Here is a 25,740-nt window from a genome sequence, read left to right on the forward strand (position 1 = left end):
ATTAACGTTCTTAATGTTTAAAATGTCTGATACCTGTAAAAATCATTGCAATATTATTTTCATCTGCGACTTTTATAACTTCCGCGTCTCGTACCGATCCGCCCGGTTGTATAACTGCCGTGGCGCCTGCTTTTACAGCTTCCAATAAACCATCGGCAAACGGGAAAAAAGCATCTGATGCTACCGCCGTGGCTTTCAAATCAAGTCCGGCTTCCTGCGCTTTCATCACTGCAATCCGTGAAGAATCAAAACGCGACATTTGTCCGGCACCAACTCCGATTGTTCTATCAGCTTTCGCGTAAACAATTGCATTCGATTTCACATGTTTCGCAACCCGCCAACCGAACATCATAGCTTTATTTTCTTCAACAGTCGGCGATCTTTTGGTAACCACTTTCATTTTTTCACTGTCGATTAAAATATCGTCTGCCGTTTGAATAAGCAATCCGCCTACAACCGGTTTGATCATCAGCCGGTTTTCATTCTTCGAAGATTTTATTTGATGAATTAACCGGCGGTCTTTTTTCTTCATCAAGAAATCTAGCACGCCGTTTTCAAATTCCGGTGCAATTATTACTTCCGTAAAAATCTTATCTATAATTTGCGCCGCTTCAATATCTAATTTCCGGTTTACGGCTACAATTCCACCAAACGCCGATTTCTGATCTGTTGCGAATGCTTTTTCGTATGCCTCGGCTAAACTCTTTCCTGATCCAACGCCGCACGGATTCGTGTGCTTTATTATTACAACAGTCGGTTCTTCAAATTCATCCAAAAGTTCAACCGCTGCCTGAATATCGACGATATTATTATAAGATAATTCTTTTCCGTGAATTTTCTTAAAATACAGGTCGAAATCACCATACAACGCCGCTTGCTGGTGTGGGTTTTCGCCATACCGCAAATCTTCTTTTTTCGTGACCGATACTGAAAACTTTTCCGGCAATGCGACAGATTTATTTCCATTCAAACCGTTTAGATAGTTCGATATAGCCGAATCATAATGTGCAGTTCGCGTAAAAACATTTTTCGCTAAACCGAATCTGGTTTCTCCCGAAACCGCGCCGCCATTTTTTTCAAGTTCATCAAGAACAAATTTATACTGCGATGGATCTGATACAACCGTTTTAAATTTATAATTCTTCGCTGCCGCTCGAAGTATAGATGGTCCGCCGATATCTATCTGTTCTATCGCTTCATCTAATGTAACGTCCGCTTTCGAAATTGTTTTTTCAAAGGGATACAGATTAACGACAACCATATCTATCGAAGCAATATTTAATTCTTTCAACTGCTCCTGATGATTTTTATTATCAAGAACAGCGAGAAGGCCGGCATGAATTTTCGGGTGAAGCGTTTTCACTCTTCCGTCTAATATTTCCGGGAACCCGGTTACATCGCTGATCGAAACCGCATCTACACCCGCATCACGCAGGTGATTTAATGTACCGCCGGTTGAAATTATTTCAACATTAAATTTTCGAAGTTGTTTCGCGAAATCAACCAGTCCGGTTTTCTCCGAAACACTTATTAAAGCCCGTTTAATTTGAATTGAGTCCATTTTTTGCAATATTAAAAACCTGAAAATAATTTAATAAGTCATGGTGAGCTTGTCGAACCATGACGTGTGGTTTCTTTGTCACGCTTCGACATGCTCAGCGTGACATTTTATCTTATTTATTTCAGACGTTGTTTATAATTATTTTTTGATCAATGATTTTTATTTTACCTTCAGCAAACAAACCGATTGCTTCAGGATAAATTTCGTGTTCGAGTTTTAGAATTCTTGCGGCTAACGTTTCAGCAGTGTCGGACGGTTCGACCGCAACTGTTTTTTGCAGCACAATCATTCCGTGATCGAATTCTTCATCGACGATGTGAACCGTTGCACCCGAAATATTTTCCTTTGCCGCCAGTACCGCTTCGTGAACATGCAATCCGAACATTCCGCTGCCGCCGAATTTCGGCAGTAACGCCGGATGAATATTTACAATACGATTACGAAAAGCGCCAACTATACTCGCGTCTATTTTTTTCATATATCCCGCAAGCGCAATAAAGTTTATATGGTGCTTCGCCAGCGCACCGATCAACGTGGCATTTAATTCATCATCAGAATTATACTGCGCTCGGCTTATGTGCACAGCCGGAATTTTGAAACCGCGTGCAATCTCTAATGCGCCTGCACTGGAATTATTGCTGATAACAAGTGCAATTTGTGCATTCCGGATTTTACCGCCGCTGATTGCCTCTTGAATCGCTCTGAAGTTAGAGCCATTCCCAGAAGCGAAGATTGCGATATTCAATTTGTCCGGCACTGTTGATAAACTAAAATTTCCTTCCAAATTTACGCATAATCTTGAGAATAATCAATAAGCAGGTAAAGCGGGTAACAGATGAGATATTGTTAAATATTTTAGGGTTAAAATTTACAAGTGAGTTAGAAGGGAGGGTATAAAAATCAAAGAATATTCATTGAAGAACTATATTTATTGGTACATATTGAATTTTCAAAATTCTTAAAGTATCTGATAAGTATTGAAATTTAAAAACTAGAGTGTCAATTCCTGCATACTGTGGAGCTTGATATTCAAACTCTTTTCCTTCTGATAACGAATTTGGGTCTGTTGATTCTAAATTAAACGTCTGATCAGATAAAAAATTTTCATATTGATGTTTTTGATGAACTTGAATTTTTAAGGCATTTAATGTTACAGGGCTTTGATTATGTATTTTGAATTTGATGACACCAGCAGTACTAGCTTGTATTGATTGGTTAAACAAGGTTTCAATGATTACACTGAATTCAGGATCTTTAAACGAATACTGGATATCATTCAGTCCATGCTTATAAAACTGAAAAAATGGATATACACTCAAGATTATTGCAAGCCATAGGGGAGTTTTTTGAGTCCATTTCTCACCTGTTTTATACAAAGTTCTTATTTTATTTATCACGCTGGCAAACATAAATTTTTTAATATTGGATTTTTATAAAGTTATCACATTACGATTACTAAATCAAGCTACCCTCTGAAATATTTTTCAATTTATTATTTTCTATTCATAATGATTTTCTTTCGAGGTTTTTAAAATCTATTATTTAAACTTTTAAAAAGCTTCGAGGGTAACAGTTGGAAAACATTTCATTTAGATTAAAATGTTGTAAATCATAAATCCAGTCTCCGCAATCATATTGCTGTCAATTAGCCACTACCAATCTCCGCTTTGCGATTCCATCTAATTACCGTTTAGCGCCAGAGATGGAATCGCCTGAAACTTCGCCTGCTTTCATAAGCCACCGTTTATGATTGCGGATGTTCTCTTTGTTACTTTCTCTTCAAAGAGAAAGTAAAAGTATTATTTATTAATCTTTCTTGTGTAGGTTCACCTAACAAATTAAGAAGCAGGAACAAACATTAACAAACCCCCGCCTCCGAAAACTGCAAAATATTTTTATCCCCGTTGAATCTCACTTTCACTCCAACGACAAACGGCAGCGACGCTTTGAAATGTCCGTAAGGAATTTCGGAAACTACGGGAAACTTATAACTCCCAAACTGATCTTTAAAAACTTGCTGAAGCGTTAACGATGGTTTGCCTTTATCGGGCACACACGAAATAAATTTTCCCAGCGCGACACCGTCGCAAGCATTAAACAGTCCCGCAAGTTTCAATTGCTCCAGCATCCTGTCTATGCGGTACGGTTTCTCGTCTATTTCTTCAATCATCAAAACGAATTTTTTAAATCGCGGGAAATATTTGGTGCCGCACATTGCGGCAACAAGAGAAAGATTTCCTGCCAGCAATCTTCCTTCCGCTTTTCCGTCTCTCTTGAAAGTGGAACTTATATTTTTTGCAATAATCGGCTTTGGCGGTTTAACCGACATCAATCCGTCCCAAAACCGTTCTTCGATTTCACCTTTCAATCCCTCGCTCATCTCCACCGCCGCCATCGGACCCGAGAATGATACCAACCCGACTTTTTCAATAAGCGCAAGATGAAGCGCGGTAATATCGCTGTAACCGACAACAATCTTGGGATTATTTTTTATCATACGGTAATCAAGCAAAGGCAAAATTCGCTGTGTGCCGTAACCGCCACGGGCGGCAAAGATTGCTTTTACATTTTTGTTGGCGAAAAGATTATTTAAATCTTCCGCGCGTTCTTTATCGGTGCCTGCGAGATAACCGTGTCTTCGGTTCAGATGTCTGCCCACTTCAATCCTGAATCCGCATCGCTCGATATATTTTATGCCGTCATTCAGTTTCTCCGCCGAGGCGGGCGGGCTTGCCGGCGCGCAAATGCCGATTACGTCGCCATGTTTTAACCGTTTGGGTTTTATGATTTTCATAGATGCGGAAAGATAATCAGATTTCAAATTAATTTCAACAAAATATTTTCTTTGATTGCTATTTACAGTGAAACTCAATCACATGTTCGTGGCACGTTGTGGACCGCGCCATCCGGACTAACCTTATCATCTGCCGACAGACAATCTTTCTGCAAGATACTTTGGTAATCCCGCCGATAATATTTTTTCCGATGTTGTTTTAACGTCGTACTCCGTGCGGATATTTTCGTAGCTCCATTGTTCCGTATCAAAGATACCAAAACTAAGCCGAGGATCGTGATCGCGGGGCTGTCCAACGCTTCCAACGTTTATCAAATATTTTTCGTCACGATTAATATTTTCTGTTTTGCCGTTTTCGGTATAAACACCCGGAAAATGTGTATGCCCGAAGAAACAAATATTTTCCTCGTAGAATTTAAAGTTGAAATTTCTATCTTCACCTGAGACAATGTAGTGCCATTCTTCAGGTTCGAAAGGGGATGAGTGAACGAACAACAACTCTTCCAGCTTAAACTCCATCGGAAGGTTTTTTATAAACGATTTGTTTTCGTCGGTTAGATGTTTGTATGTCCACATCGCCGCAATTTTTGCGTTGGGGCTGAAATCATTGATTTGATCAGGATTAACAATAACACTTTCATGATTGCCCAAAAGAATCTGCTTACAGTTTTGGCGAATTAAATTTAAACATTCGTTGGGACTTGCTCCATACCCTATTATGTCGCCGAGGCAGACAATCTCATCAACTTTTTTTTCTTCGATAATCTCAAAAGCTTCTGTCAAAGCTTCAAGATTCGAATGAATATCCGATATAATTGCTATACGCATAATCGATCAGGTTTTTTGTTGTTTCTTTTTTGCCGCCGGGAATAAAATATTATTTAAGATGAGCCGGTAGCCGGGAGAATTCTTGTGAAGCGATAAATCGGTTGGCGGATCGCCGACCGCATGCTGGTAATCTTCGGGATCGTGCCCGCCGTAAAAAGTGAACGTTCCCCTGCCAAAATTTCCATGGATGTAACGCACTTCTTCAGTTCCTTCTTTTTCCGCGAGTATTGTAACCGGTTTTTTAATCAAGTTCTTTTTAAAATTCGTGGTTTGTCCCATGAATCCTTTGATGATATTCGCGTGGTCTTGTGTGAGCATCGTGGGAACGGGATCGTATTTTGCCGAAAATTCGAACAACGTGAAATAATCCGTTTCCTGATTAACCAAAGTCGGAGCTATCGGGCTTGGCGGGATATCGATGTCGGAATATTCGTACACCAACGGATTTTTTTCGAGCGTGAAATTTTCAAAAGCGAGACATTTCGTGAAATCGAGTTTTTTCTGAAAGTTTATATCGGGCGGATCTCCATCGTATATAACATCACATATATCCGTGTTTTCGGCGGCAAGCGCGATATCAAACGCGTCGGTTGCGGAACACATCGCGAACATGAATCCGCCTGATGCGATATATTCTTTGATCTTCCGGGAAACCGCTTTTTTCATGTCGGATACTTTTTTATAGCCAAGTTCTTTCGCTTCTTTTTCGTACATCACCTGTTGCTCAACATACCATGGGGCTGAAGCAAACTGCGCGTAAAACTTTCCGTACTGTCCACTGAAATCTTCGTGATGGAGATGAATCCAATCGTATTTAAACAGTGAATCTCTCAGAACATCGGTGTCCCAAATTTTATCATAAGGAATTTCGGCGTATTGCATCACCAGCGTTACGGCATCATCCCACGGAAGTATGTTTGGCGGAACATAAACGGCAATCTTCGGTGCCTTCTCCAAACGGATCACATCCATATTATTATTTTCATCTTGAATTTCTGCATAGATTTGTGAAGCCCCAACTCCGCCAAGATCTTCGAAGTAAACACCTCGCACGCGGCATTCCTGCTTTACCAAATCCAGAGCGTCAATCATAAAAGAACCTGATCTGTAATTCAGAAGCCAGTCGACTTCTATGTTTTTTGTGAGAGCCCAATAAGCCACGCCGTACGCTTTTAAATGATCGGTTTGTTTTAGGTCTAAGGGGACAAGAATTTTCTGAGCGAAGAGAGATGTTGCAAAAAATAAAATTGTCAGAAAGGTTTGAATAAATATTAAATGGAATTTATGGAAAAAGAAATTCGATGTTCGATATTTACAAGTTACTTTCATATTCCATCCCTGCGAAGCACTCTGATTCTGCGTCTTGCCTCATTAGCGTAAATAGAATTCGGCAGTTTCAACAATAATTTCTGATACGCGTCAATTGCGATTGATTTATTTTTAGTACCGTACTCTCCGACTATTCCGATTTTCATAAGAACGCGATCGAGAAGAATGCTTTCTGGGAAACGGGCAACAAGAGTGTCGTAAGCGGTGAGAGATTCCGAAAAATGCCGATTTCTGACCTGAAGATCGCCGATACTCATCAATGCCTGTTCTTGAATACCCGGCGATTTAAATTTATCTGCTACCAGCGTAAAAAGGGTGAGCGATTCCGAGATTTTATTTTGAGCACGCAGAAACTCGGCGCGGGCGTATTCTTTCAGTCCATCTTCCGATTGAGTTTGATTTTCCGAAATAAATAACTTCAGCAACAGCGCGTCGTTCGCTTCGTCGGAAGAAGAGTTTGACGAAAGAGCTGATAGTTTTTCTAACGCCTCTTTAAATTTCAAATTATAGTAATCGATCTTTGCCAATTGCAATAAAACCGAGTCTTTAACGGAAGGTGTTACCGCTTTCATATTGAGAACCGTTGTGTATTGTTCTGCCGCTTTGTCGAGTTCACCTTGAAAAAGAAAAACATCTCCCATTTGTATTCTGGCTTCGATTGTTAAAGGCACAAAATTGCTGTAATCTTTAAGTATTATTCTGAGAACTGTCAACGCTTCCTGCGGAAAAAACAGTTTGTTTTTTTTGATATGAGCGATACGCAGATAAGACCGGGCTGCAAATTCGTTACCGGTATAGTTCGAGGCAATTTGATCGTAGATATCTAAAGCCGGCTGGTATTTATCTTGTAAATTTAAAATGTCGGAGAAAGGATTTATCGCACCGAAAAGATGAAGGGTATCTGCAGGTTCAACAGATTCTTCCAGAACAACAGCCAACCGGAATTTAGCGTGAGGTATAATACCCGAATTTGGATACAGTTTTATTATCTCCTCGAGAGCTTGTTTGGCAACCGTAAAAGATTTATCACGTGCGGCGCGTTCTGAAAATGAAAAAAGCTCTGTTCCCTTCGCGCCTTTTTTTGTATCGAGAAATTTATAAACATCGTATGCGCGTTCGTATTCGTTCGCTTCCATGTAAAGCCACGCGAGGAGTTGATGATATTGGATATTATCGGGTTGAGAATGAACCGCATCCTCTACTGCTTCGGTCGTCACGCGTAAACCGTCTGCTCTCTCGGTGAATGTTCCTATGTTCATCTGCACAAAACCCAACTGTGCCGGATCGGCGCGCAACATATCCAGATATTCGCGTGTTGCGGCGCCGTAATTCAGAACGGCGGTATAAAGCCGTGCTATATCTGCCGTAAAAAGATTTGGATTATTCAACACACTTCTGCCTCTCTTTAAAACCGAGATAGCATAATCGAACAAACGGTTTTGTGTAGCCGCGCTTGATATGATGCGGTAGGTATTTTCGTTTTTCGGTGCTGATTCAATCGCTTTGTCCCAGATATCGATTCCTTTTTTTTCTTCCGATGCAAGAACATAAGCGGAACCAAGCTGTGCGCTGGTGCCAATATCTTTACCGTAGATTCTCAGCCGGTATTCCATCAAAGAAATCGCTTCGGGATATTGCTTGAGTTGAAGCAGCAACCGCTTCAAGGCATCATAAATAACAATGTTCGATGAATCTTTCGAGAAAGCTTCCTTGTATAACTTTACCGCAGATTCAATATCACCGGAACGTTCGTAACTTTGTCCGAGCTTAAATTTTATATCGGAATAAGTTTGGGGTTGCGCGGTGACAGTAATACAGCAAACAAAAATCAGTCCCGATAATAATATAAATAAAGATTTGTTTATCATTGCCGAGAAATAAAAGCCGGAGCTATACATCATTTATTCATTAAGACAGAAACGTCTTGTTTTTCTGTCTTTGAATAATCTATTTCCGATCCTAACACGCTGTGAGGTATTAGATAAACTACGAGGGTTATAATCGCGGCGGCTAATGCCCATCGCTTGGAATTCTTCGACCGTTTTAGCATCACAGCGGCGATCACCCACATTATTACGATCAAAGCGGTTTTATTGTCTGTTAAATCTTTGCCGAAGGGCCAGCCGGTCCAGAATGCCCCGAATGAATACCATTGTACGATGGGTCCCAAAATCAATCCGCCAACGGTAAGCAAACCTATTGTCCAGTAGATAAAGTTTTTCAGTTGCGGCTGTTTTAATAACGATTCCAATCCGGCGCGTGTTGCAAACAGCATTCCTATGAACATTGCCAATACATGAATAATAAGAATTAATAAAGGTACATCGCCCCTGAAACGAATTACAACCGATTTATTTTCCGGAATGGTGATAAGGTTGTTGTTTTTTTGAAGTGAAACCTTGTATTCTAATTTCCCTGCCGGTGGTTGATGCGGAAGATCCGCGGAAAGTACACCGTTACCAAATGACATCGGTACTTTTGTGTACTCGTCCTGAGTTTTGAATCGTTTCCATTCAACATAACCGGAAATTGATTCATCGTTAGTTTCAATCTTTACGGTATGATTTGTTTCTCCCGGATGTGCACGGTCGAATCTATATGGAATCTCTTTGCCGCCTAGCATACATTTACCGGAAAGCGCGTAAGTCGGGCCTGTCATTCTCTGGTAAATTGCCGAGCCGGCGGTGATTAGAAATGCCAGCATCCAAAATAACAATGATTTATTCATAATATTCCTTTTTCAATTAAGATGATACTGTCTGAATGTTGTAAAATGCAAAAAAGGTTTGATTTATCAAAGTTTTTATTTACTTTCTATTCATCTTGGTTTCAAATAACAATAACAAAGAACAACTAAATATAAATCCTTATGGAAAATGATTTACTAAATAGAGTCATCATAGTTACCGGCGCTTCAAGCGGTATAGGAAAAGCAACAGCACTTATGGCAATTGAACGCGGCGCGAGTGTTTCATTCGTTGCTCGACGAGAAAATGAACTTAAAGCTTTTTGCTCCAAACTCTCGGCCGATAAATTTGAAATCATACCTGCCGATCTCACAAAAGAAGAAGACAGGCAGCGAACTGTGAATCAAACAATTAAACGATTCGGCGGTATAGATGTGCTTGTCAACGCTGCCGGCATAATCGGCAATGGCACAATTGAGAATACAACTCTCGAGTTTTGGGATAATATGATGGATATTAATCTCCGATCTTTATTTCGCCTGACTCAGATTGCTCTCCCTTCTATAATAGAGAGGAGAGGAAACATCGTGAATGTATCCAGTGTTACGGGTGTCCGCGCGTTTCCGAATGTACTCGCGTATTGTGTAAGCAAAGCGGGTGTCGATCAACTCACCCATTGTGCCGCGTTGGAATTAGGACCAAAAGGTGTCCGCATAAATGCCGTTGATCCCGGTGTAGTTCTCACCAATCTTCATCGTAACAGCGGTATACAGGAAGAAGCGTATCAGAAATTTCTTGAACACAGTAGAACCACTCATCCGATCGGCCGCGTGGGAAAACCGGAAGATATTGCGGAACTGATTTTGTTCCTCGCCTCGGATCGAGCAGGATGGATAACCGGCGGAAGTTTCAATATTGATGGCGGAAGAGCGCAAACCTGCGCGAGATAAATCTTGAGTTATGAATTATAAGTTATGGGTTATTTTTAGAGGTTAATAATGAAGGTTAAAAAACAAAATGATCTTTCTCTTGCGACCAAGGCAATCCACGGAAAACATCTTAGTGCTTTCAAAGGACCGGTAACATTCCCGATTTACCAGACAAGTACATACAGATTCGACAGTTCAGACGATGCCGTGCGTTATGCCAAGGGAGATCCTAATGTTCTCGTTTACACCCGTTACCATAATCCGAGCGTTAACGAGGTGGAAGAACGCATCGCGCTGATGGAAGATGGTGAAGCGGCGGCACTGTTCTCGTCGGGGATGGCGGCAATTTCAACAACCATTCTCGCGCTTTGCAAAAGCGGCGATGAGATTGTAAGCACGCCGGCGTTGTACGGCGGCACTTATAGATTCTTCCGCGACACACTGCCGAACTATAATGTTCCCGTGAAGTATGTCGATCCAAATTCATTGGAAGATTTGCTTTTTCTTATCACACCAAAAACCAAAGTGGTTTATTTTGAAACCCCCACCAATCCAACGTTGGGGCTTGTTGATATTGAAAAGCTTGTTAAGTTGACAAGGCGGATCGAAAAAGAATTTCGCACGAAGATAACCATTATCATGGATAATACATTCGCCACAATACTTAATCAGAAGCCATTCGATTTCGGTGTTGACATGATTGTGGAAAGCAGTACAAAATATTTGGGCGGTCACGCAGACTTGATGGGCGGCGTTGTTATTGGAACGAAGAAACTGATTCATAATGTAAAAGCATTGGCAAACCATCTTGGCGGCTGTGCCGATCCTTTCGCGGCGTTTTTACTTGACAGAAGTTTGAAAACATTCGAGCTTCGCGTTCAGCGGCAAAACGAAAATGCCCTCGCGCTTGCACGCACACTTGAAAAACATCCCAAAGTATTGCGGGTAATATATCCCGGACTGCAATCTCATCCTCAGCACAAACTTGCGAAGAAACAAATGCATGGTTTTGGCGGAATGGTAACTATCGAAGTGAAAGGCGGTGTGAAGGGCGCGGTGAAAGTATGTGATTCACTTAAAGTTGCAATCAACGCAATGTCGCTTGGCGGTGTGGAAACGCTCGTGAGCATTCCGGTTTATTCTTCGCACGTTAATATGAGTGCTAATGAATTGAAGCAACATGGTGTAACACCGGGAATGATTCGCATTTCCGTTGGCGTCGAAGGAATAAAAGATTTGATTGATGATTTTAAGCAAGCGCTGAGTAGGGTGTGAAATAGTTTCTTCTTTTTTACTTGACCCCTTTTGTGTTTCCCCCTCATTGAGGGGGAAATGAAAACCGGAGTGATGGAGCGATATCCTTAATCCGTTACCAAGAGAAGATTTTGATTTATCTCCTTTGATTCCAACCGAGCCGGATTTTGAAGAGATCTCAGGACTGTCTCAACTTAGGGGCTCACTCCACCAATGACCCACCCCTAAATCCCCTCCCGAGATGGGACTTTTTATCCGATAATCTCAAACCCCGTATACTTATGCAAAACTTTCGGTACAATAACTTTTCCTTCAGGTGTTTGGTAATGCTCGAGGATTGCCGCAACAACTCTTGGCAATGCAAGCGCTGAACCATTTAATGTGTGAACAAACTCCGGCTTCCCTTCTCCACGCGGACGGAAGCGGATATTCATTCGCCGTGCCTGAAACGCTTCAAAGTTGCTGATGGAAGAAACTTCAAGCCATCGCTGCTGCCCAACCGACCAAACTTCCAAATCGTATTTCTTCGTCTGCGTAAATCCCATATCGCCCGTGCACATTAGAAGTGTGTGATAATGCAATCCAAGTTTTTGGAGAAGCAGTTCCGCGTCTTCACGCAAACCCTCGAGTTCGTTATATGAAACTCCGGGGTGAACAAGTTTTACTAACTCAACTTTATCGAATTGATGCAAACGGTTCAAACCTCGCACATCTTTGCCGTACGAGCCCGCTTCTCTGCGGAAGCACGGTGTGTAAGCGCAATATTTTACAGGGAGTTGATCTTCCTTCAGAATTTCATCTCGATGAATATTTGTTACCGGAACTTCTGCTGTGGGTATCAGGTACAATTCATCTTTGGTTGCAACGTACATTAAATCTTCTTTATCAGGAAGTTGTCCCGTTCCTGTGGCACTGTTCGCATTCACCATGAGCGGTGGTTGGATTTCTTTGTATCCGCGCGTTGCGGCTTCATCAAGAAAGAAATTAATTAATGCACGTTGAAGCTGAGCACCCTGACCTTTATATAGAGGAAAGCCCGCACCTGAAATCTTTACACCACGTTCAAAATCGATGATGTCCAATTTTTCCGCAAGCTGCCAGTGCGGTTTCGGTTTGAAATCGATTACCGGCGCTTTGCCCCATTTTGAAATTTCTTTATTATCGGTTGGGAGCTTTCCAACGGGAACAGAAGGATGAGGAATATTTGGTATCGTTAGAAGTAACAGGTTGAGTGACTTTTCAATCAGTCCAAGTTCATCATCAATTGATTTGATTTCTGTTTTCACTTCATCCATTTGCGCGATCGCTGTTGCGGCATCTTTCTTTTCGCGCTTCAATTTTCCAATTTCATCTGAAACAACATTGCGTTTGTTTTTTAACACTTCCACTTTTTGCAGAAGTTCTCTCCGCTGCAGATCCAACTTCAACACTTCATCGATTCTATCGTCGCCACCTTTTTTGTGAATTCCTTCTTTTACTAAATCTGTATGTTCTCTTATGAATTTAATGTCTAACATGAATGAGATGCCTTTATATTTTTCTTATTTGTTATTGCTGTTTAGAATTTCTAACTGATTTTTGAAAATCGTGATACCGCGTTCTATCCCCGACATTTTTATACTTAAATCCGTTTCGGCTTTTAATGTTATGAATCCCGATTTCAGAGGTCGTGGAGCCGGTTGTTTGAACATAGTCGATTTTACGGGTGTGATTAATTTCTTGTTGAATTTGAAAACCTCTGCCAGCGTGAGAGCGAATTCATATCTGCTCACTAAATCTTTTCCGGCTACATGATAGATTCCGTTCTTATTCAATTCGATAATTTTTAATATCGCGAGAGCGAGATCATCGACGAGAGTAGGATTTCCGATCTGATCGTCGACTACTTTTATTGATGTCTCCTGACTCAGATTATTATACAACCAAAGCGCAAAGTTAGGTTTTATACCGATACCAACACCATAAAGAACCATAGTGCGTAAAATTGCCGATGGTATGTTACTTGTGAGTAAAACATTTTCACTCGCCAATTTAGTCCGGCCGTAATAACTGATCGGGTTGGGTCTGTCGATTTCAGAATACGGTCCGCTGTTCCCGTCGAATACGTAATCGGTTGATAGGTGAATGACCTTAGCGCCGACAAGTTTTGCCGCGTAAGATATATTTTCAACAGTGCCGACATTAACCTGCCAGGCAAGTCCGCGTTCTTTCTCGCACAAATCAACATCGGTCACGGCGGCGGTGTGAACTATAACTTCAGGTTCGTATTCATCTATAATTTTCCTGACGTCCTGTCGCTTGGTTAAATCCAACTGACGGTACGGGAAAATCTCGAGATCAAAAACGGAATGACTTTCGATAGAGACAAGCATCAACTGATAACTCGTTCTTGAAAAAAGCTCTACGGTTTTTTGTCCAAGCAAGCCGTTACTGCCGGTAATAAGAATTCGTTTCAACGTAAACTTTCTTCGAGGATTAGAGAAACATTTGTTTTCTCATCGCGATATTTTATGATGATTGGTGTGTATAGCGAAAGTTGGTACTCACGCGCGAATTGGTTATCCATCTGTCTGCTTCCCGGCACTATAACCGCTCCCTCGGGAATTGTTAGAGGGTTTGTAGCCGAACTACGGTGAATGGTTTTCTTCGCTATATCATAGACGGGTGTCGCTCTGGTCAGTATAACGCCGGCAGCCAGAACGGCGTTTTTCTTCACTATCGTGCCTTCATAAACACCGCAATTACCACCGATGAATACGTCGTCTTCAATAATAACTGGCATAGAACCAACAGGTTCCAGAACTCCGCCAATTTGAGCGGCTGCACTCAGATGAACCCGCTTACCGATTTGAGCGCACGATCCGACCAGCGCGTGCGAATCTATCATCGTACCTTCATCAACATACGCCCCGATGTTAACATACGAAGGAGGCATCATCACAACTCCCTCGCCAATGAACGCGCCGTCGCGAACGATACTGCCGCCAGGAACGATCCGAACACCGTGATTGACCGAGAATTGCCGGACACCCATAGTATCTTTATCGAAGAATTGAAAAACATCATCTTCCGACATTTCACTCAGTTCACCGATTCGGAAAGCGAGAATAATTCCCTTCTTGACCCACTGGTTAACACACCACCAACCGCTGTAGTAATCAGCCGAGCGAACCTCTCCGCGGTTCAATGCGATCTTTAATTCATCTATCGCTTGCAATGCGTCGTTTCGGTTTATTTCCTCAACCGGCATATCGTACATTTTCTCGATAATTTGTTGTAGAATCATTTTAGATTTAATTCCTTCAAAATATTTTTCATTGTCTGCCTGTGCTTGTCGCTCAACGGAACGAGCGGTAGACGGTAATTTTCTTCGATCAATCTCATCGATGAAAGAATCGCTTTCACGGGTATCGGACTTGATTCAATAAAATTAAAATTCATCAAATCAAGCAGATAGTTATGAAGTTTCAATGCTTTACTGAATTCACCCTTCAAACAAAATCTAACCATATCTGAAAATAATTTAGGAGTTATATTTGATACGACAGAAATAATACCATCAGCACCTAGGGTGATAAGAGGCAATGTGATTGCATCGTCGCCCGACCAAACAGCGAAACCGTCAGGTCGATTTTTGAGGATTTCCATAATTTGTCCGAAGTTTCCGGATGCTTCTTTAATCCCGACAATATTCGGAAAATCTTTTGCAAGGCGAATTGTTGTTGATGCGTCCATATTACTTGCTGTTCTACCGGGCACGTTGTACATAATAATTGGGGCGTCGATTGCAGCGGCGATTGACGCATAATGCCGGTAAAAACCTTCTTGCGTGGGTTTATTATAGTATGGACAAACGGAAAGAATTCCGTCCGCTCCCTCTGCCAGCATATGTTTCGCAAGCGTTATAGCGTGGCGCGTTGAATTACTGCCGGCACCCGCGATGATTTTTACTTTACCATTCACATATTTAACAACAGTCTTAACCACCAACGCCTGTTCATCTTCTGTCAGAGTGGCGCTTTCACCCGTTGTTCCCGCCGGAATGATCGCCTCAACACCGCCTTTGATTTGAAACTCAACAATTTTTTTTATCGACTTGATGTCGATTTCATCGCCGGCAGTGAAAGGGGTTATAAGCGCAGTGCCTGTGCCTCGAAAAAATATTTTTCTTTTCATAATATTTTAGATTGAAGTGATTACATCTTTCATTGTATAAATACCTTTTTTCCCTTTAAGAAATTCTGCCGCAATAAGAGCGCCCATCGCGAATCCTGTCCTGTTTTTCGCAGTATGCACAAGCTCTATCGTATCGGCTTCGGAATCGAAAATAACCGCGTGCTTGCCTACAACATTGCCGACGCGTGTTGACGAAATATGAAGCTCGTCGGGTTTCAATTGTTTGTGAGGAGTTTCTTGAAACATTTTTCTTTTCCGCCTCATATTGCCGATTAAAATTTGAGCGAGTGTTAAAGCTGTTCCGCTCGGACTATCTGTTTTACCTCTATGATGAGTTTCTTGAATAGCCGGATCGTAGCAGTCGAATTTTTCAAAAATATGCGACGTGGAAGATAATATTTGATAAAATATATTCATACCGAGAGAAAAGTTAGGAGAATAAAGAAAACCTATTTTATTCACCTTTACAATTTTCTCGACCTCTTTGATTTTATCGTACCAACCGGTTGTACCAATCACCATATTCTTACCGAGCTCGGCAACTGCCTTGATATTTTCAACGACGGCGGTTGGAACCGAGAAATCTATGCAAACATCAACATCTTTGAGGGCATCTTTTGTTATACCCATCGCCCTTAAGTTATTTTCGATTGTAAAAATCTTTTTGAGAATTATATTCTTTTCTTTTGCTAAACGCTCCACTTCCTTCCCCATATTTCCATATCCAAACAGTGCAATATTCATAACTCAATCTCCGTTTCTGAATAATCGTAAACTGAAAATTTTGATAACTTCTCGATTTGCTGTGAACCGGGAAGTTGGGCGTTGAGTGAGGCAACTCTGTTTGCGAATTTTGTCGCTGTCGAGATGTTTTTTAATTTTAGATAATACGCACAGTATGCCGCGCCAAAAACATCTCCACAACCTGTTGTATCTGTTGACGCATCCGGTTCGAAAGCAGGATAATCGATGCGCTTAATTCGTTTATGAACATCTATAAAAACAGTGCTTCCCAACTTTCCACGTGTAATATGCAGAGCTTTTGTATCTAATGCAAGAATTTGATTCGCAAGTTGTTCGTCGGATAATTTCTGACCGGTTATACTCGCCGCTTCTGCTTCGTCCATTTGAACCGCGTGCAGCATGAACAGCCACCTCCGCCATGTTTCAACTGCTTTATAATAGCGTGTGAAATCTTCTCTTATGCCGCAGGGCAAACAATGAACATCGAGATAAATGGGCGTCTTACCGTCGCGCGTTTCCATCCGTATCTCATCGAGAGTATCGAGATTTATATCGAATCCGGAAATCATGTTGATCAGAATCAAATCCGTTTGAAGAAACGGTTTTATTTTTTTCCACGGGATCGGTTCCGCGATTTGTTTTGAGCATTCAATTCTTTTTTCTTTTGATGAATATGTTAACCGGACCCGATTTGTTTGTCCATTGAATTTGAATATCCCCGATGTGTCAACATTGGGATAACGTTTCAAGATGTCGATGAAATCATCGTAATCCGCTTTTCCGATTCCGAATACAGGTAATATCCGATCATTGCTCCGCAAAATATTCGCGAGTGTTGCAACCGTGAAATATATCCCGCCCGGATTTTGAGTTTCTTTTCCGTCTGGTTGTTCAATCACATCGTAGCATGGATGACCGATTACCGTGATAGTCATGATCTTTAAGAATTATTTATGTCGTTGTTTTTCAAAATAATCATATTCATATTCTCGCCGTGTAAGGATAATTTCCTTTTTCGCACATGCGCCATATTTGTTGACAAGAAAATTTATTTTCGTACAAAGCCCTGCCGATGATCACCGAATCAACTCCGATCGTTTCCAACTTTTGAAGAGCCAGCAAGTCCTTAAGACTTGTTACGCCGCCGGAAACTGTAATTCTCATTTTAGTATTTTCAGCGATGAGTTTGATAGATTCCATATTGATTTCGCGCGAACTGTTTTTTGCAATGACATCGGTGTATATGATTCGCCTGAAGCCGAGACCCTTCGCGTTAAGCGCCACGGAAATCGGAGTTAATCCCGTATCGGCACCGTCTCTGAATTTTGTCCTGAAATTTTCCGCGTCAATCGCAAGCACAACTTTACTCGCGTTGAATTTATCGATACACTTTTTCGCTTCGTCAGGATTTTCAATAAACATTGTTCCGATAACGGCGCGATAAATCCCGTTATCCATAGCATCTTTCACCGCGTTAAAAGTCCGCAGACCGCCGCCAAGTTCAATCGGTATATCAACGGTTCGCACCATACTTTTGATGATATCGAAATTCACCGGGAATCCGGTTCTAACGGCATCGAGATCGGTTACATGAATAGATTTCGCGTTCTCTTTACGCCACAGTTTTGCCATTTCAATAGGATCGTTGCTATAGAGTTCGCCGCTGGTACTTCGCGTGGAACGGACACATTTCCCGGCTAAAATCTCTATTGACGGAATAACGAGAAGCATCGATCTATTTATGGATTATCATATGATTTACTAAATTACGATGAACTAAAAATGCAGAAAATTTATATGAAATTCAAACATTGGAATTCAAGGAGAATGATTTAAAACACCCCTCCCGCATCCGCTTCAGACTAACTTGAATTTCGAATATCGAATAGACGAATTATAAACTCTAATTTAAACTTTCAATAAAGATTTTACGATTTAACGATTAATTAGGATTGAACTTTCTCCCTGATTATATTTTATTATGACTCAAGCAAAACCGCTTCCAATAGATGCCGTCATCCCTGAACTTCACGCTGCGTTCAAACGCAAACGCAACATCGTTCTTTCTGCCGATCCCGGCGCCGGAAAAACAACGCGCGTTCCGCTTGCGCTAATAGACGAACCGTGGCTTAACGGGAAAAAAATTATCATGCTTGAACCGCGGCGTTTAGCGGCTACGCGCTCGGCATCGTTCATGGCACAACAGATTGGGGAGCGGGTTGGCGAAACAATCGGCTACCGGATACGCGGCGAGACACGTGTCGGTAAATCGACCCGTATCGAAATTGTAACGGAAGGAATACTAACTCGATTTTTGCAGCACGATCCGTCTTTGGCTGATGCAGGATTGGTAATCTTTGATGAATTCCATGAGCGAAGCATTCACGCCGATCTCGGCTTAGCGCTGACTCTCGATGTTCAGGAAAATCTCCGCAACGACCTTCGCATTCTCGTAATGTCGGCAACACTCGATGGCGTCGCAATCGGTTCGCTTCTCGGCGATTCTGAAATTGTAAAAAGTGAAGGCAGATCGTTCCCCGTTGAAACAATTTATCTTAAACAACAGCACAACGAATATATCGAACCGCTCGTTGCCGCAACAGTTGCGCGCGCGTTGCGTGAGAACTCGGGAGACATACTTGTTTTTCTTCCGGGTCAGCGCGAGATAAGAAGAGTGGATTCCATTCTCAGAGAAAAAAAACTTCCTGAAGATGCTGAAGTTCACCTCTTGTTTGGAGATGCTTCTCCCGCACTTCAACAGAAAGCTCTTGCTGCGGGCGTGAATGGAAAACGTAAAGTCATTCTCTCAACAAGCATTGCTGAAACAAGTCTTACTATAGATGGTGTAAGTGTTGTTATAGATTCAGGACTTTCACGCGTACCGAAATTCGATCCGAGACGGGGAATGTCGGGACTTGTAACCTTTCCTGTTTCACAAGCCAGTGCCGATCAACGGCGTGGGCGCGCCGGCAGACAACAACCCGGTGTTTGCTATCGGTTATGGACCGAACGGCATCATCCGCAGTTGCATAAATTTTCACAACCTGAAATTTTATCTACCGATCTCGCACCATTAGCATTGGAACTTGCACTCTGGGCCACGCCAAACGGAGAAGGACTTCGATTTCTCGATCCGCCACCGACACCGCATTTAAGTCAGTCTATTACACTTCTAAAAGAACTTGGTGCGGTCGACTCGAAAGGTGGTAAACTTACAAATCATGGCAAGGCAATGAGCGAACTCGGCATTCATCCTCGTTTCGCGCACATGCTTATTCGCGGTAAAGAGCTTCGCATTGGCGCACTTGCATGCGATGTCGCCGCACTTCTTGAAGAGCACGACCTTTTACGCGGCGATGCCGATGCAGAGATTGATTTACATTCGCGATGGGTCGCACTTCACGGTAAACGCGTTAAAGATTCATTCGCCCGTGACCGCGCCCTAGCACAGTCATCGCGTTTAATGGATTTGTTAGGTGTTCTCAATAAAAATAAATCCGGAGAAAAACTGGGTGTATTATTGGGACTTGCATATCCTGAACGAATCGCAAAACGCCGTGAAGAGGAAAGTTTGAAGTATCAATTCGCTGGAGGAACCGGAGGTATTTTACCTAAAGGAAGCACGCTTTCGAAAGAAGAATATCTTGCCGTTGCGGATGTTGACGGAGCGGGTAGTGAAGTAAAAATATTTTTAGCCGAACCGATTTCGGAAAAAGAAATTTTTGAGAACTTTGCAGAGCTACTTAACGACGAAGAAGAAATCCGCTGGGATGATCGGCTAGAGATGGTTATCGCGCGGAGAATGAAGAAGTTGGGCAACATCATCATTTCTGAAACCGCGATCAACACCGACTCCGACGCTGTACGTTCCGCAATGATCGATGGAATTCGGAGAATGGGTTTCGATTTGCTGCCATGGACGAATCATGCGACCTCGTTAATGGTAAGAAGTGAATGGCTCAGGAAACAAAATCTGAATAAATTAGATTTGCCAAATCTTGAAAGAGATCATTTGATGAATACAATTCACGAGTGGTTGCCTCCATACCTTGGGGGAATAACAAGGAAATCTCATTTATCTAAACTGGATACAAGTCAGATCATTGATTCATTTTTCTCTTACCAACAGCGGCGTGAACTAGACATTCTGGCGCCGACACATATTACGATAAAAAATAATAAGCGAATTGCACTCGAGTATCAAATTGGTTCAACACCCGTTCTAGCAGTGCGGCTTCAGGACATGCTGGGAGAAAAAACAACGCCAACTGTTTGTGGCGGAAAAGTGAAAGTATTGATACATCTCCTCTCACCCGCCCGCCGCCCGATTGCCATCACTCAAGACCTGCCGAGTTTCTGGAAGAATGCATATCCCGAAGTGCGCAAGCAGATGCGCGGAAGATATCCGAAGCATAATTGGCCCGAGGATCCGGTGAATGGTTAGTGGTAATTAGTTATTAGTTATTGGTGATTTGTGATTAGCGATCCGGAAAAAGTGATCTGCTATAGACACTCTAAATATTCACAGCAGTTGGTTCAGCCAAATGAATAATGCAATCCTTTCTGTATTTGCGCAGTTCATTTTTTGTTTACTCACATACTCAACTACTCAACAACTCACATACCTTCCCACTTCTTGCATCTCACCTCCTTTCTATGTAATTTTAAATTGAAATAATCGAAATTAGTGAATTGCCATTTTAATTTTCAATTATATCTACAATATCGAACGAACAATATATCATGTCTATTAAAACATTTCTTTTCATATTTCTTATGTCAGCAATAGAAACTATATCAGGTTCCGGGCAAATGTCGGATATGAGCCGGGCAGAGAGAGAAAAATTTTTCGGATCACTCTATTCAAAAAAAGAATTAGGATGCATCGTTAAAAAAGACGGAACAACATTCCGGCTCTTCGCGCCACGCGCATCTCAGGTGTGGGTGATAATTTATGAAAATTACGACGACGAAAAAGGTCAGGAAATTAAAATGGTGCGCGATTCAACGGGTGTGTGGGAATATTATTCGTTCGGCAGATTATACGGAAAACTGTACAACTACCGCATCGATGGGCCAAAAGGGAACGGAGAAAAATTTGATTCGCTCGTAACTGTCGGAGATCCATACTCTAAAGCTGTTGTAACTAAGAACAACTATCATCATCAGGCAAAGACAATAATTCTCGATACAAAATATAATTGGGAAGGCGACACTTTTATTGTTCCGAAAAATCATAACGAGTTGATTATTTACGAGGCACATCTGCGCGATCTTACCGCACATCGCTCGTCCGGTATCGATTCGCGCGGAACATTTTTAGGATTGACAGAAAAAGGAAAAACAGGCGGCTTATCTTATCTGAAGGAATTGGGTGTGAATGCGGTAGAGTTTCTGCCTTTACAAAAGTTCGGAAATATCGAGATACCTTATCGCGACAGCACTGTATTAGAAGATGGCGGCGAGTTCAATACATGGAATCCATACTCGCGAAACCACTGGGGGTATATGACGAGTTACTTCTTCGCGCCCGAAAATTATTACGCTTCAGACGGTACCATGACGAAAGAAGAATATAACGGAGTAGGCGGCAGAGCGGTTAATGAGATGAAAGATATGATAAAAGCGCTGCACCGCGAAGGAATTGCGGTTATAATGGATGTTGTTTACAACCACGTTTCGCAGTACGATTACAATCCTTTCAAGTACATAGATAAGTTTTATTACTTCCATACCGACTCGAACGGAAATTTTTTAAAAACATCCGGATGCGGAAATGATTTTTACACGTCGCGACCGATGGCGCGGCGACTCATTATTGAAAGTGTAAAGCACTGGATGCAGGAATACCATATCGACGGTTTTCGTTTCGATCTCGCAACCATGATAGATTGGGAAACCTGTAAGCAAATCGCCGAAGAAGCGAAGAAAATTAATCCGAATGTAATTTTAATCGCCGAGGCGTGGGGCGGCGGTAAATACGATCCGCCGGGATTCAGCGATATCGGCTGGGTATCGTGGAACGATCGTTTCCGCAACGGTGTGAAAGGACAAAATCCGTACAACGATGCCGGATTCATTTTCGGAAGGTTTCAGGATAAAAATTCCAAGCAATCGGTTATGAGTTTTGTTAACGGAACGCTGCGCGAGGACGGCGGAATGTATCTTCAAAAAGAACACAGCGTTAATTACCTCGAGTCGCATGATGATAATACGATGGGTGATTTTATTCGCATTGCAACCGGCACCGCGACCGAAACGACACGTGTTTCAAATCTCGATAAACATGTTAAGTTAACGCCGGTGCAATTAGCGCTCAATAAACTTGCTGCAATGTTCCTGCTAACATCTCAAGGACCGACGATGATTCACGAGGGACAGGAATACGCGCGAAGCAAAGTCATTGCACCATCCGGTTCACCCGATCCGCGAATTGGAATGATTGACCGCAACAGTTACGATAAAGACAACGAAACAAATTATCTGAATTATCACCATCGCGATTTAAACCGTGAGTTGTTCGATTATTATCAGGGATTGATTGAACTACGGAAACAATATCCAATTTTCAGTAGCGCACCTAAAGGAGCGGTTGAATTTTTAAAAAACGATTTTGAGTTTGTGATCGCATTCAAACTCGATTCGAAAAAAGCCGGTAAGTTTGCGGGCAAAACCGATTTCATAGTAATACTAAACGGAAGTTCCGCAACGGAGACAGTAAATATTCCAAAAGGAAAATGGTCGGTAATAGCAAACGATAAAAAGATTTCTCTCAAGAAACCGCTTGCCACAGTATTGAAGAGTGTAACTTTGCCTGCCACATGCGGAATGATACTTATGCAAACTGGAAAATAAATTAGCCAATATCGAACATCGAACGACCAACAACTAATAACCACTAACTACTCACCACTCACCAACCGCTACTCACCTATGACGATAGAATTCCTCGGAGCCGCCCGAACTGTAACAGGTTCAATGCATCTTCTTCACGCCAACGGATCGCGCATCTTATTAGACTGCGGATTATTTCAGGGTAAGCGGACTGAAGCAAATGAACGTAACAGAAATTTTCCGTTCGATCCCAAATCAATTGATGCGGTAATACTTTCACATGCGCATATCGATCACAGCGGTAATTTACCTAATCTTGTTAAACAAGGATTTTCCGGTAAAATTTATTCAACCACCGCGACAAAAGATTTGTGTGAAATCATGTTAGCCGATAGCGGGTATTTGCACGAACGGGATGCGGAGTTCATAAATAAGAAGCACCGGAAAAAGCACGAGCCGCAAGTTGAGCCGTTGTATACGGTTGAAGATGCAGCAGAGACAATGAAGCTGTTTGCCGGAATTCCGTATGAAAAAGAATTCGCGGTGTTAAAAAATATCACGGCAAAATTCACCGATGCCGGACATATTCTCGGCTCAGCCTCGATAAAAATTATTGCAACGGAAAAGGGGATCAAAAAAAATATAGGTTACAGCGGTGATATCGGTAGATGGAGCATGCCGATAATCAGAGATCCGCTTCATATGGGAAATGTTGAAGCGTTAATTACAGAAAGCACCTACGGCGGCAAATTGCACGATCCGCCCGACGATATGGAAAAACATCTCATCGCCGATCTTGAACGTACCATTAGTCGCGGAGGGAAAATTTTAGTACCCGCATTCAGTGTCGGCAGAACTCAAGATTTAGTTTACTCTCTGCATAAATTATTTGACGCAGGAAGATTGCCGCGGATTCCGATATATATAGATAGTCCGCTTGCGATTAACGCGACCGAAATTTTCAAGAAACATCCTGAATGTTTCGACGAGGAGACATTCAAACATATAGCAGAGCATCACGATCCGTTCGGATTCAAACAACTGCAATATGTCCGTACCGCCGATGAATCGAAACTACTCAACGATAAAAAAGAGCCGTGTATGATAATTGCGGCGTCCGGTATGTGCGAAGCGGGACGGATACTTCATCATCTTGCAAACAACATCGAAGACGCTCGCAATACGATTATGATGGTCGGTTATTGCGCCGAGCATACTTTAGGCAAGCGTTTAGTTGATAAAGAGGAATATGTGAATATTTTCGGTGTGCCGCACAAAAGGAACGCGGAAGTTGTGGTACACAATTCATTCAGTGCTCATGCAGACAGCAATGAGTTGCTAAAATTTATCGACCGTTTTGATAAAAAGCAGCTTCAAAGAATATTTATCGTACACGGAGAGATTGAGAGATCGAACGATTTGCAGAAAAGCATTGACAAAATCGGGAAGTACGAGAGTAGTATTCCACTGAGGGGAGAAAATATTCAGATCTAAACGGCTTCCGCGATTTTATAAGATTTAATCTTTTCATACAGTGTTGTTCGTTGAACCGGTGTGAACCCTGAATCGTGAATCAATTGAACTACTTCCCCCACTGTCGTTTTATTCACAAAATTGGCTTCGGCGTGAACGTTTTCTTCCAATAGTGTTCCGCCAAAATCGTCGGCGCCAAAATGCAACGCAACTTGTCCGATTTTTTTTCCTTCCGAAAACCACGATGCCTGTATATGATCAAAATTGTCGAGGTAAATACGTGCCAACGCAATCATTTGCAAGTAACGTATCGGCGAGGCAAAATGAGGAATAATCTTTTCCAACGGTGTATTTCCCGGCTTAAAACTCCACGGTATGAAAGCTGTGAATCCGTGAAATTCGTCCTGAAGTGAGCGTATTCGTTCGAGGTGCTCGATAATTTCTTCGTCATTTTCTAAATGACCGTACATCATCGTTGCTGTTGTTTTATAACCTATCTTGTGTGCTTCTCTCATCACGTTAAGCCAATCTTCAGCGGTACCTTTTTTGTGACCCATTTTTTTACGCACGCGATCCGATAAAACTTCGGCGCCGCCGCCCGGAATTGTCCTCAATCCGGCATCCCAAAGTTTCTGTAACACATCGGGGATAGATAAACCTGAAACCTCAGACATTCCGATTATTTCCGTCGTTGAATAAAAATGTGGATGAATTTCGGGAACTTCTTTTTTTGTCCGCTCGATCATTTCAATATAATATTCGAAAGGTATTGCCGGATTCACACCGCCCTGCAGCAATACCGTGGTCACTCCGTTTGCTGCCGCTTTTTTAAAATTCTGAATCATCCGATCAACGGTATAGGTGTACTCGCCCGATTCACCCGCGTGGCGATAGAAAGCACAGAACACACAATCAACATTGCAGATATTTGTGTAATTTGGATTAGTATCGATAACAAAAGTCACTTGCGGTGCGGGATTTTTTCTGAAGCGAATTTCGCTCGCTAATTCTCCCAAATCAAGAAGCTCGTTTTTTTGTAATAGATATAATCCTTCTTCGCTCGTTATTCGAACTCCGGATTTCACTTTTTCATACATCAATGAGTAATTCATAATTTTCATAATAGAGGTA

At 42.0% G+C, this 25,740-nt stretch carries 21 protein-coding genes; 5 read left to right on the forward strand and 16 right to left on the reverse strand.

Annotation, left to right across the window (positions count from 1 at the left end):
• Window positions 1-10 precede the first annotated feature (10 nt).
• From purH to HZB59_07525, 8 genes are all read right to left on the reverse strand, one after another.
• Window positions 11-1,561 (reverse strand): bifunctional phosphoribosylaminoimidazolecarboxamide formyltransferase/IMP cyclohydrolase, encoded by a 1,551-nt coding sequence (gene purH / locus HZB59_07490; GenBank protein ID MBI5021259.1) that lies wholly within the window; start codon window positions 1,559-1,561, stop codon window positions 11-13.
• A gap of 121 nt (window positions 1,562-1,682) precedes the next feature.
• A complete protein-coding gene (locus tag HZB59_07495; GenBank protein MBI5021260.1) occupies window positions 1,683-2,318 on the reverse strand; it encodes a phosphoribosylglycinamide formyltransferase in 636 nt (211 codons plus the stop codon).
• Window positions 2,319-2,472: 154 nt separating this feature from the next.
• The gene (locus HZB59_07500; GenBank protein MBI5021261.1) at window positions 2,473-2,970 is read right to left on the reverse strand and encodes a hypothetical protein; all 498 of its coding nucleotides are present in this window, start codon (window positions 2,968-2,970) and stop codon (window positions 2,473-2,475) included.
• 449 nt (window positions 2,971-3,419) lie between these two features.
• On the reverse strand, window positions 3,420-4,355 hold the full coding sequence (locus HZB59_07505; GenBank protein MBI5021262.1) for an LD-carboxypeptidase: 936 nt from the start codon (window positions 4,353-4,355) through the stop codon (window positions 3,420-3,422).
• Between the two features lie 126 nt (window positions 4,356-4,481).
• Complete coding sequence (locus HZB59_07510) at window positions 4,482-5,183, reverse strand: metallophosphoesterase family protein (GenBank protein MBI5021263.1); 702 nt, start codon at window positions 5,181-5,183, stop codon at window positions 4,482-4,484.
• Window positions 5,184-5,189: 6 nt separating this feature from the next.
• Window positions 5,190-6,455: an asparagine synthetase B gene (locus HZB59_07515; GenBank protein MBI5021264.1), complete on the reverse strand. Its 1,266-nt coding sequence runs from the start codon at window positions 6,453-6,455 to the stop codon at window positions 5,190-5,192.
• Between the two features lie 53 nt (window positions 6,456-6,508).
• Window positions 6,509-8,380, reverse strand: a complete 1,872-nt coding sequence (locus HZB59_07520) for a hypothetical protein (protein MBI5021265.1) — start codon at window positions 8,378-8,380, stop codon at window positions 6,509-6,511.
• 29 nt (window positions 8,381-8,409) lie between these two features.
• Complete coding sequence (locus HZB59_07525; protein MBI5021266.1) at window positions 8,410-9,240, reverse strand: hypothetical protein; 831 nt, start codon at window positions 9,238-9,240, stop codon at window positions 8,410-8,412.
• A gap of 141 nt (window positions 9,241-9,381) precedes the next feature.
• Between HZB59_07525 and HZB59_07530 the strand changes: the two genes are divergently transcribed.
• Window positions 9,382-10,149, forward strand: a complete 768-nt coding sequence (locus HZB59_07530; protein MBI5021267.1) for an SDR family oxidoreductase — start codon at window positions 9,382-9,384, stop codon at window positions 10,147-10,149.
• A 48-nt stretch (window positions 10,150-10,197) separates the two neighbouring features.
• Window positions 10,198-11,403 (forward strand): aminotransferase class I/II-fold pyridoxal phosphate-dependent enzyme, encoded by a 1,206-nt coding sequence (locus HZB59_07535; GenBank protein MBI5021268.1) that lies wholly within the window; start codon window positions 10,198-10,200, stop codon window positions 11,401-11,403.
• A 230-nt stretch (window positions 11,404-11,633) separates the two neighbouring features.
• Here HZB59_07535 and serS read toward each other — a convergent pair whose 3' ends face one another.
• The 7 genes from serS to HZB59_07570 are packed head-to-tail and all read right to left on the reverse strand — an operon-like array spanning window position 11,634 to window position 18,033.
• Window positions 11,634-12,899 carry a serine--tRNA ligase gene (serS, locus tag HZB59_07540; protein ID MBI5021269.1) on the reverse strand — a complete coding sequence of 422 codons (1,266 nt, stop codon included), beginning with the start codon at window positions 12,897-12,899 and terminating at the stop codon, window positions 11,634-11,636.
• Window positions 12,900-12,923: 24 nt separating this feature from the next.
• A complete protein-coding gene (gene rfbD, locus HZB59_07545) occupies window positions 12,924-13,838 on the reverse strand; it encodes a dTDP-4-dehydrorhamnose reductase (GenBank protein ID MBI5021270.1) in 915 nt (304 codons plus the stop codon).
• The gene (locus HZB59_07550) at window positions 13,835-14,668 is read right to left on the reverse strand and encodes a 2,3,4,5-tetrahydropyridine-2,6-dicarboxylate N-succinyltransferase (protein ID MBI5021271.1); all 834 of its coding nucleotides are present in this window, start codon (window positions 14,666-14,668) and stop codon (window positions 13,835-13,837) included. The genes rfbD and HZB59_07550 overlap by 4 nt, the downstream gene beginning before the upstream one ends.
• Complete coding sequence (locus tag HZB59_07555; protein ID MBI5021272.1) at window positions 14,665-15,558, reverse strand: 4-hydroxy-tetrahydrodipicolinate synthase; 894 nt, start codon at window positions 15,556-15,558, stop codon at window positions 14,665-14,667. The genes HZB59_07550 and HZB59_07555 overlap by 4 nt, the downstream gene beginning before the upstream one ends.
• Window positions 15,559-15,564: 6 nt before the next feature.
• On the reverse strand, window positions 15,565-16,302 hold the full coding sequence (dapB, locus tag HZB59_07560; GenBank protein ID MBI5021273.1) for a 4-hydroxy-tetrahydrodipicolinate reductase: 738 nt from the start codon (window positions 16,300-16,302) through the stop codon (window positions 15,565-15,567).
• On the reverse strand, window positions 16,299-17,237 hold the full coding sequence (locus HZB59_07565) for a carbohydrate kinase family protein (GenBank protein ID MBI5021274.1): 939 nt from the start codon (window positions 17,235-17,237) through the stop codon (window positions 16,299-16,301). The genes dapB and HZB59_07565 overlap by 4 nt, the downstream gene beginning before the upstream one ends.
• 46 nt (window positions 17,238-17,283) lie before the next feature.
• On the reverse strand, window positions 17,284-18,033 hold the full coding sequence (locus tag HZB59_07570) for a 1-(5-phosphoribosyl)-5-[(5-phosphoribosylamino)methylideneamino] imidazole-4-carboxamide isomerase (protein MBI5021275.1): 750 nt from the start codon (window positions 18,031-18,033) through the stop codon (window positions 17,284-17,286).
• Window positions 18,034-18,283: 250 nt separating this feature from the next.
• Between HZB59_07570 and hrpB the strand changes: the two genes are divergently transcribed.
• From hrpB to HZB59_07585, 3 genes are all read left to right on the forward strand, one after another.
• On the forward strand, window positions 18,284-20,746 hold the full coding sequence (gene hrpB, locus HZB59_07575; protein ID MBI5021276.1) for an ATP-dependent helicase HrpB: 2,463 nt from the start codon (window positions 18,284-18,286) through the stop codon (window positions 20,744-20,746).
• A gap of 299 nt (window positions 20,747-21,045) precedes the next feature.
• Complete coding sequence (locus HZB59_07580) at window positions 21,046-23,157, forward strand: pullulanase (protein ID MBI5021277.1); 2,112 nt, start codon at window positions 21,046-21,048, stop codon at window positions 23,155-23,157.
• 78 nt (window positions 23,158-23,235) lie between these two features.
• Window positions 23,236-24,630, forward strand: coding sequence for an MBL fold metallo-hydrolase (locus HZB59_07585; protein MBI5021278.1), 1,395 nt, complete (start codon window positions 23,236-23,238; stop codon window positions 24,628-24,630).
• Here HZB59_07585 and mqnC read toward each other — a convergent pair.
• A complete protein-coding gene (gene mqnC, locus HZB59_07590) occupies window positions 24,627-25,706 on the reverse strand; it encodes a dehypoxanthine futalosine cyclase (GenBank protein MBI5021279.1) in 1,080 nt (359 codons plus the stop codon). The two genes, HZB59_07585 and mqnC, sit on opposite strands and share 4 nt — an antisense overlap.
• Window positions 25,707-25,740: the final 34 nt, after the last annotated feature.

Source organism: Ignavibacteriales bacterium (assembly GCA_016214905.1).
Classification (GTDB): domain Bacteria; phylum Bacteroidota; class Ignavibacteria; order UBA10030; family SZUA-254; genus PNNN01.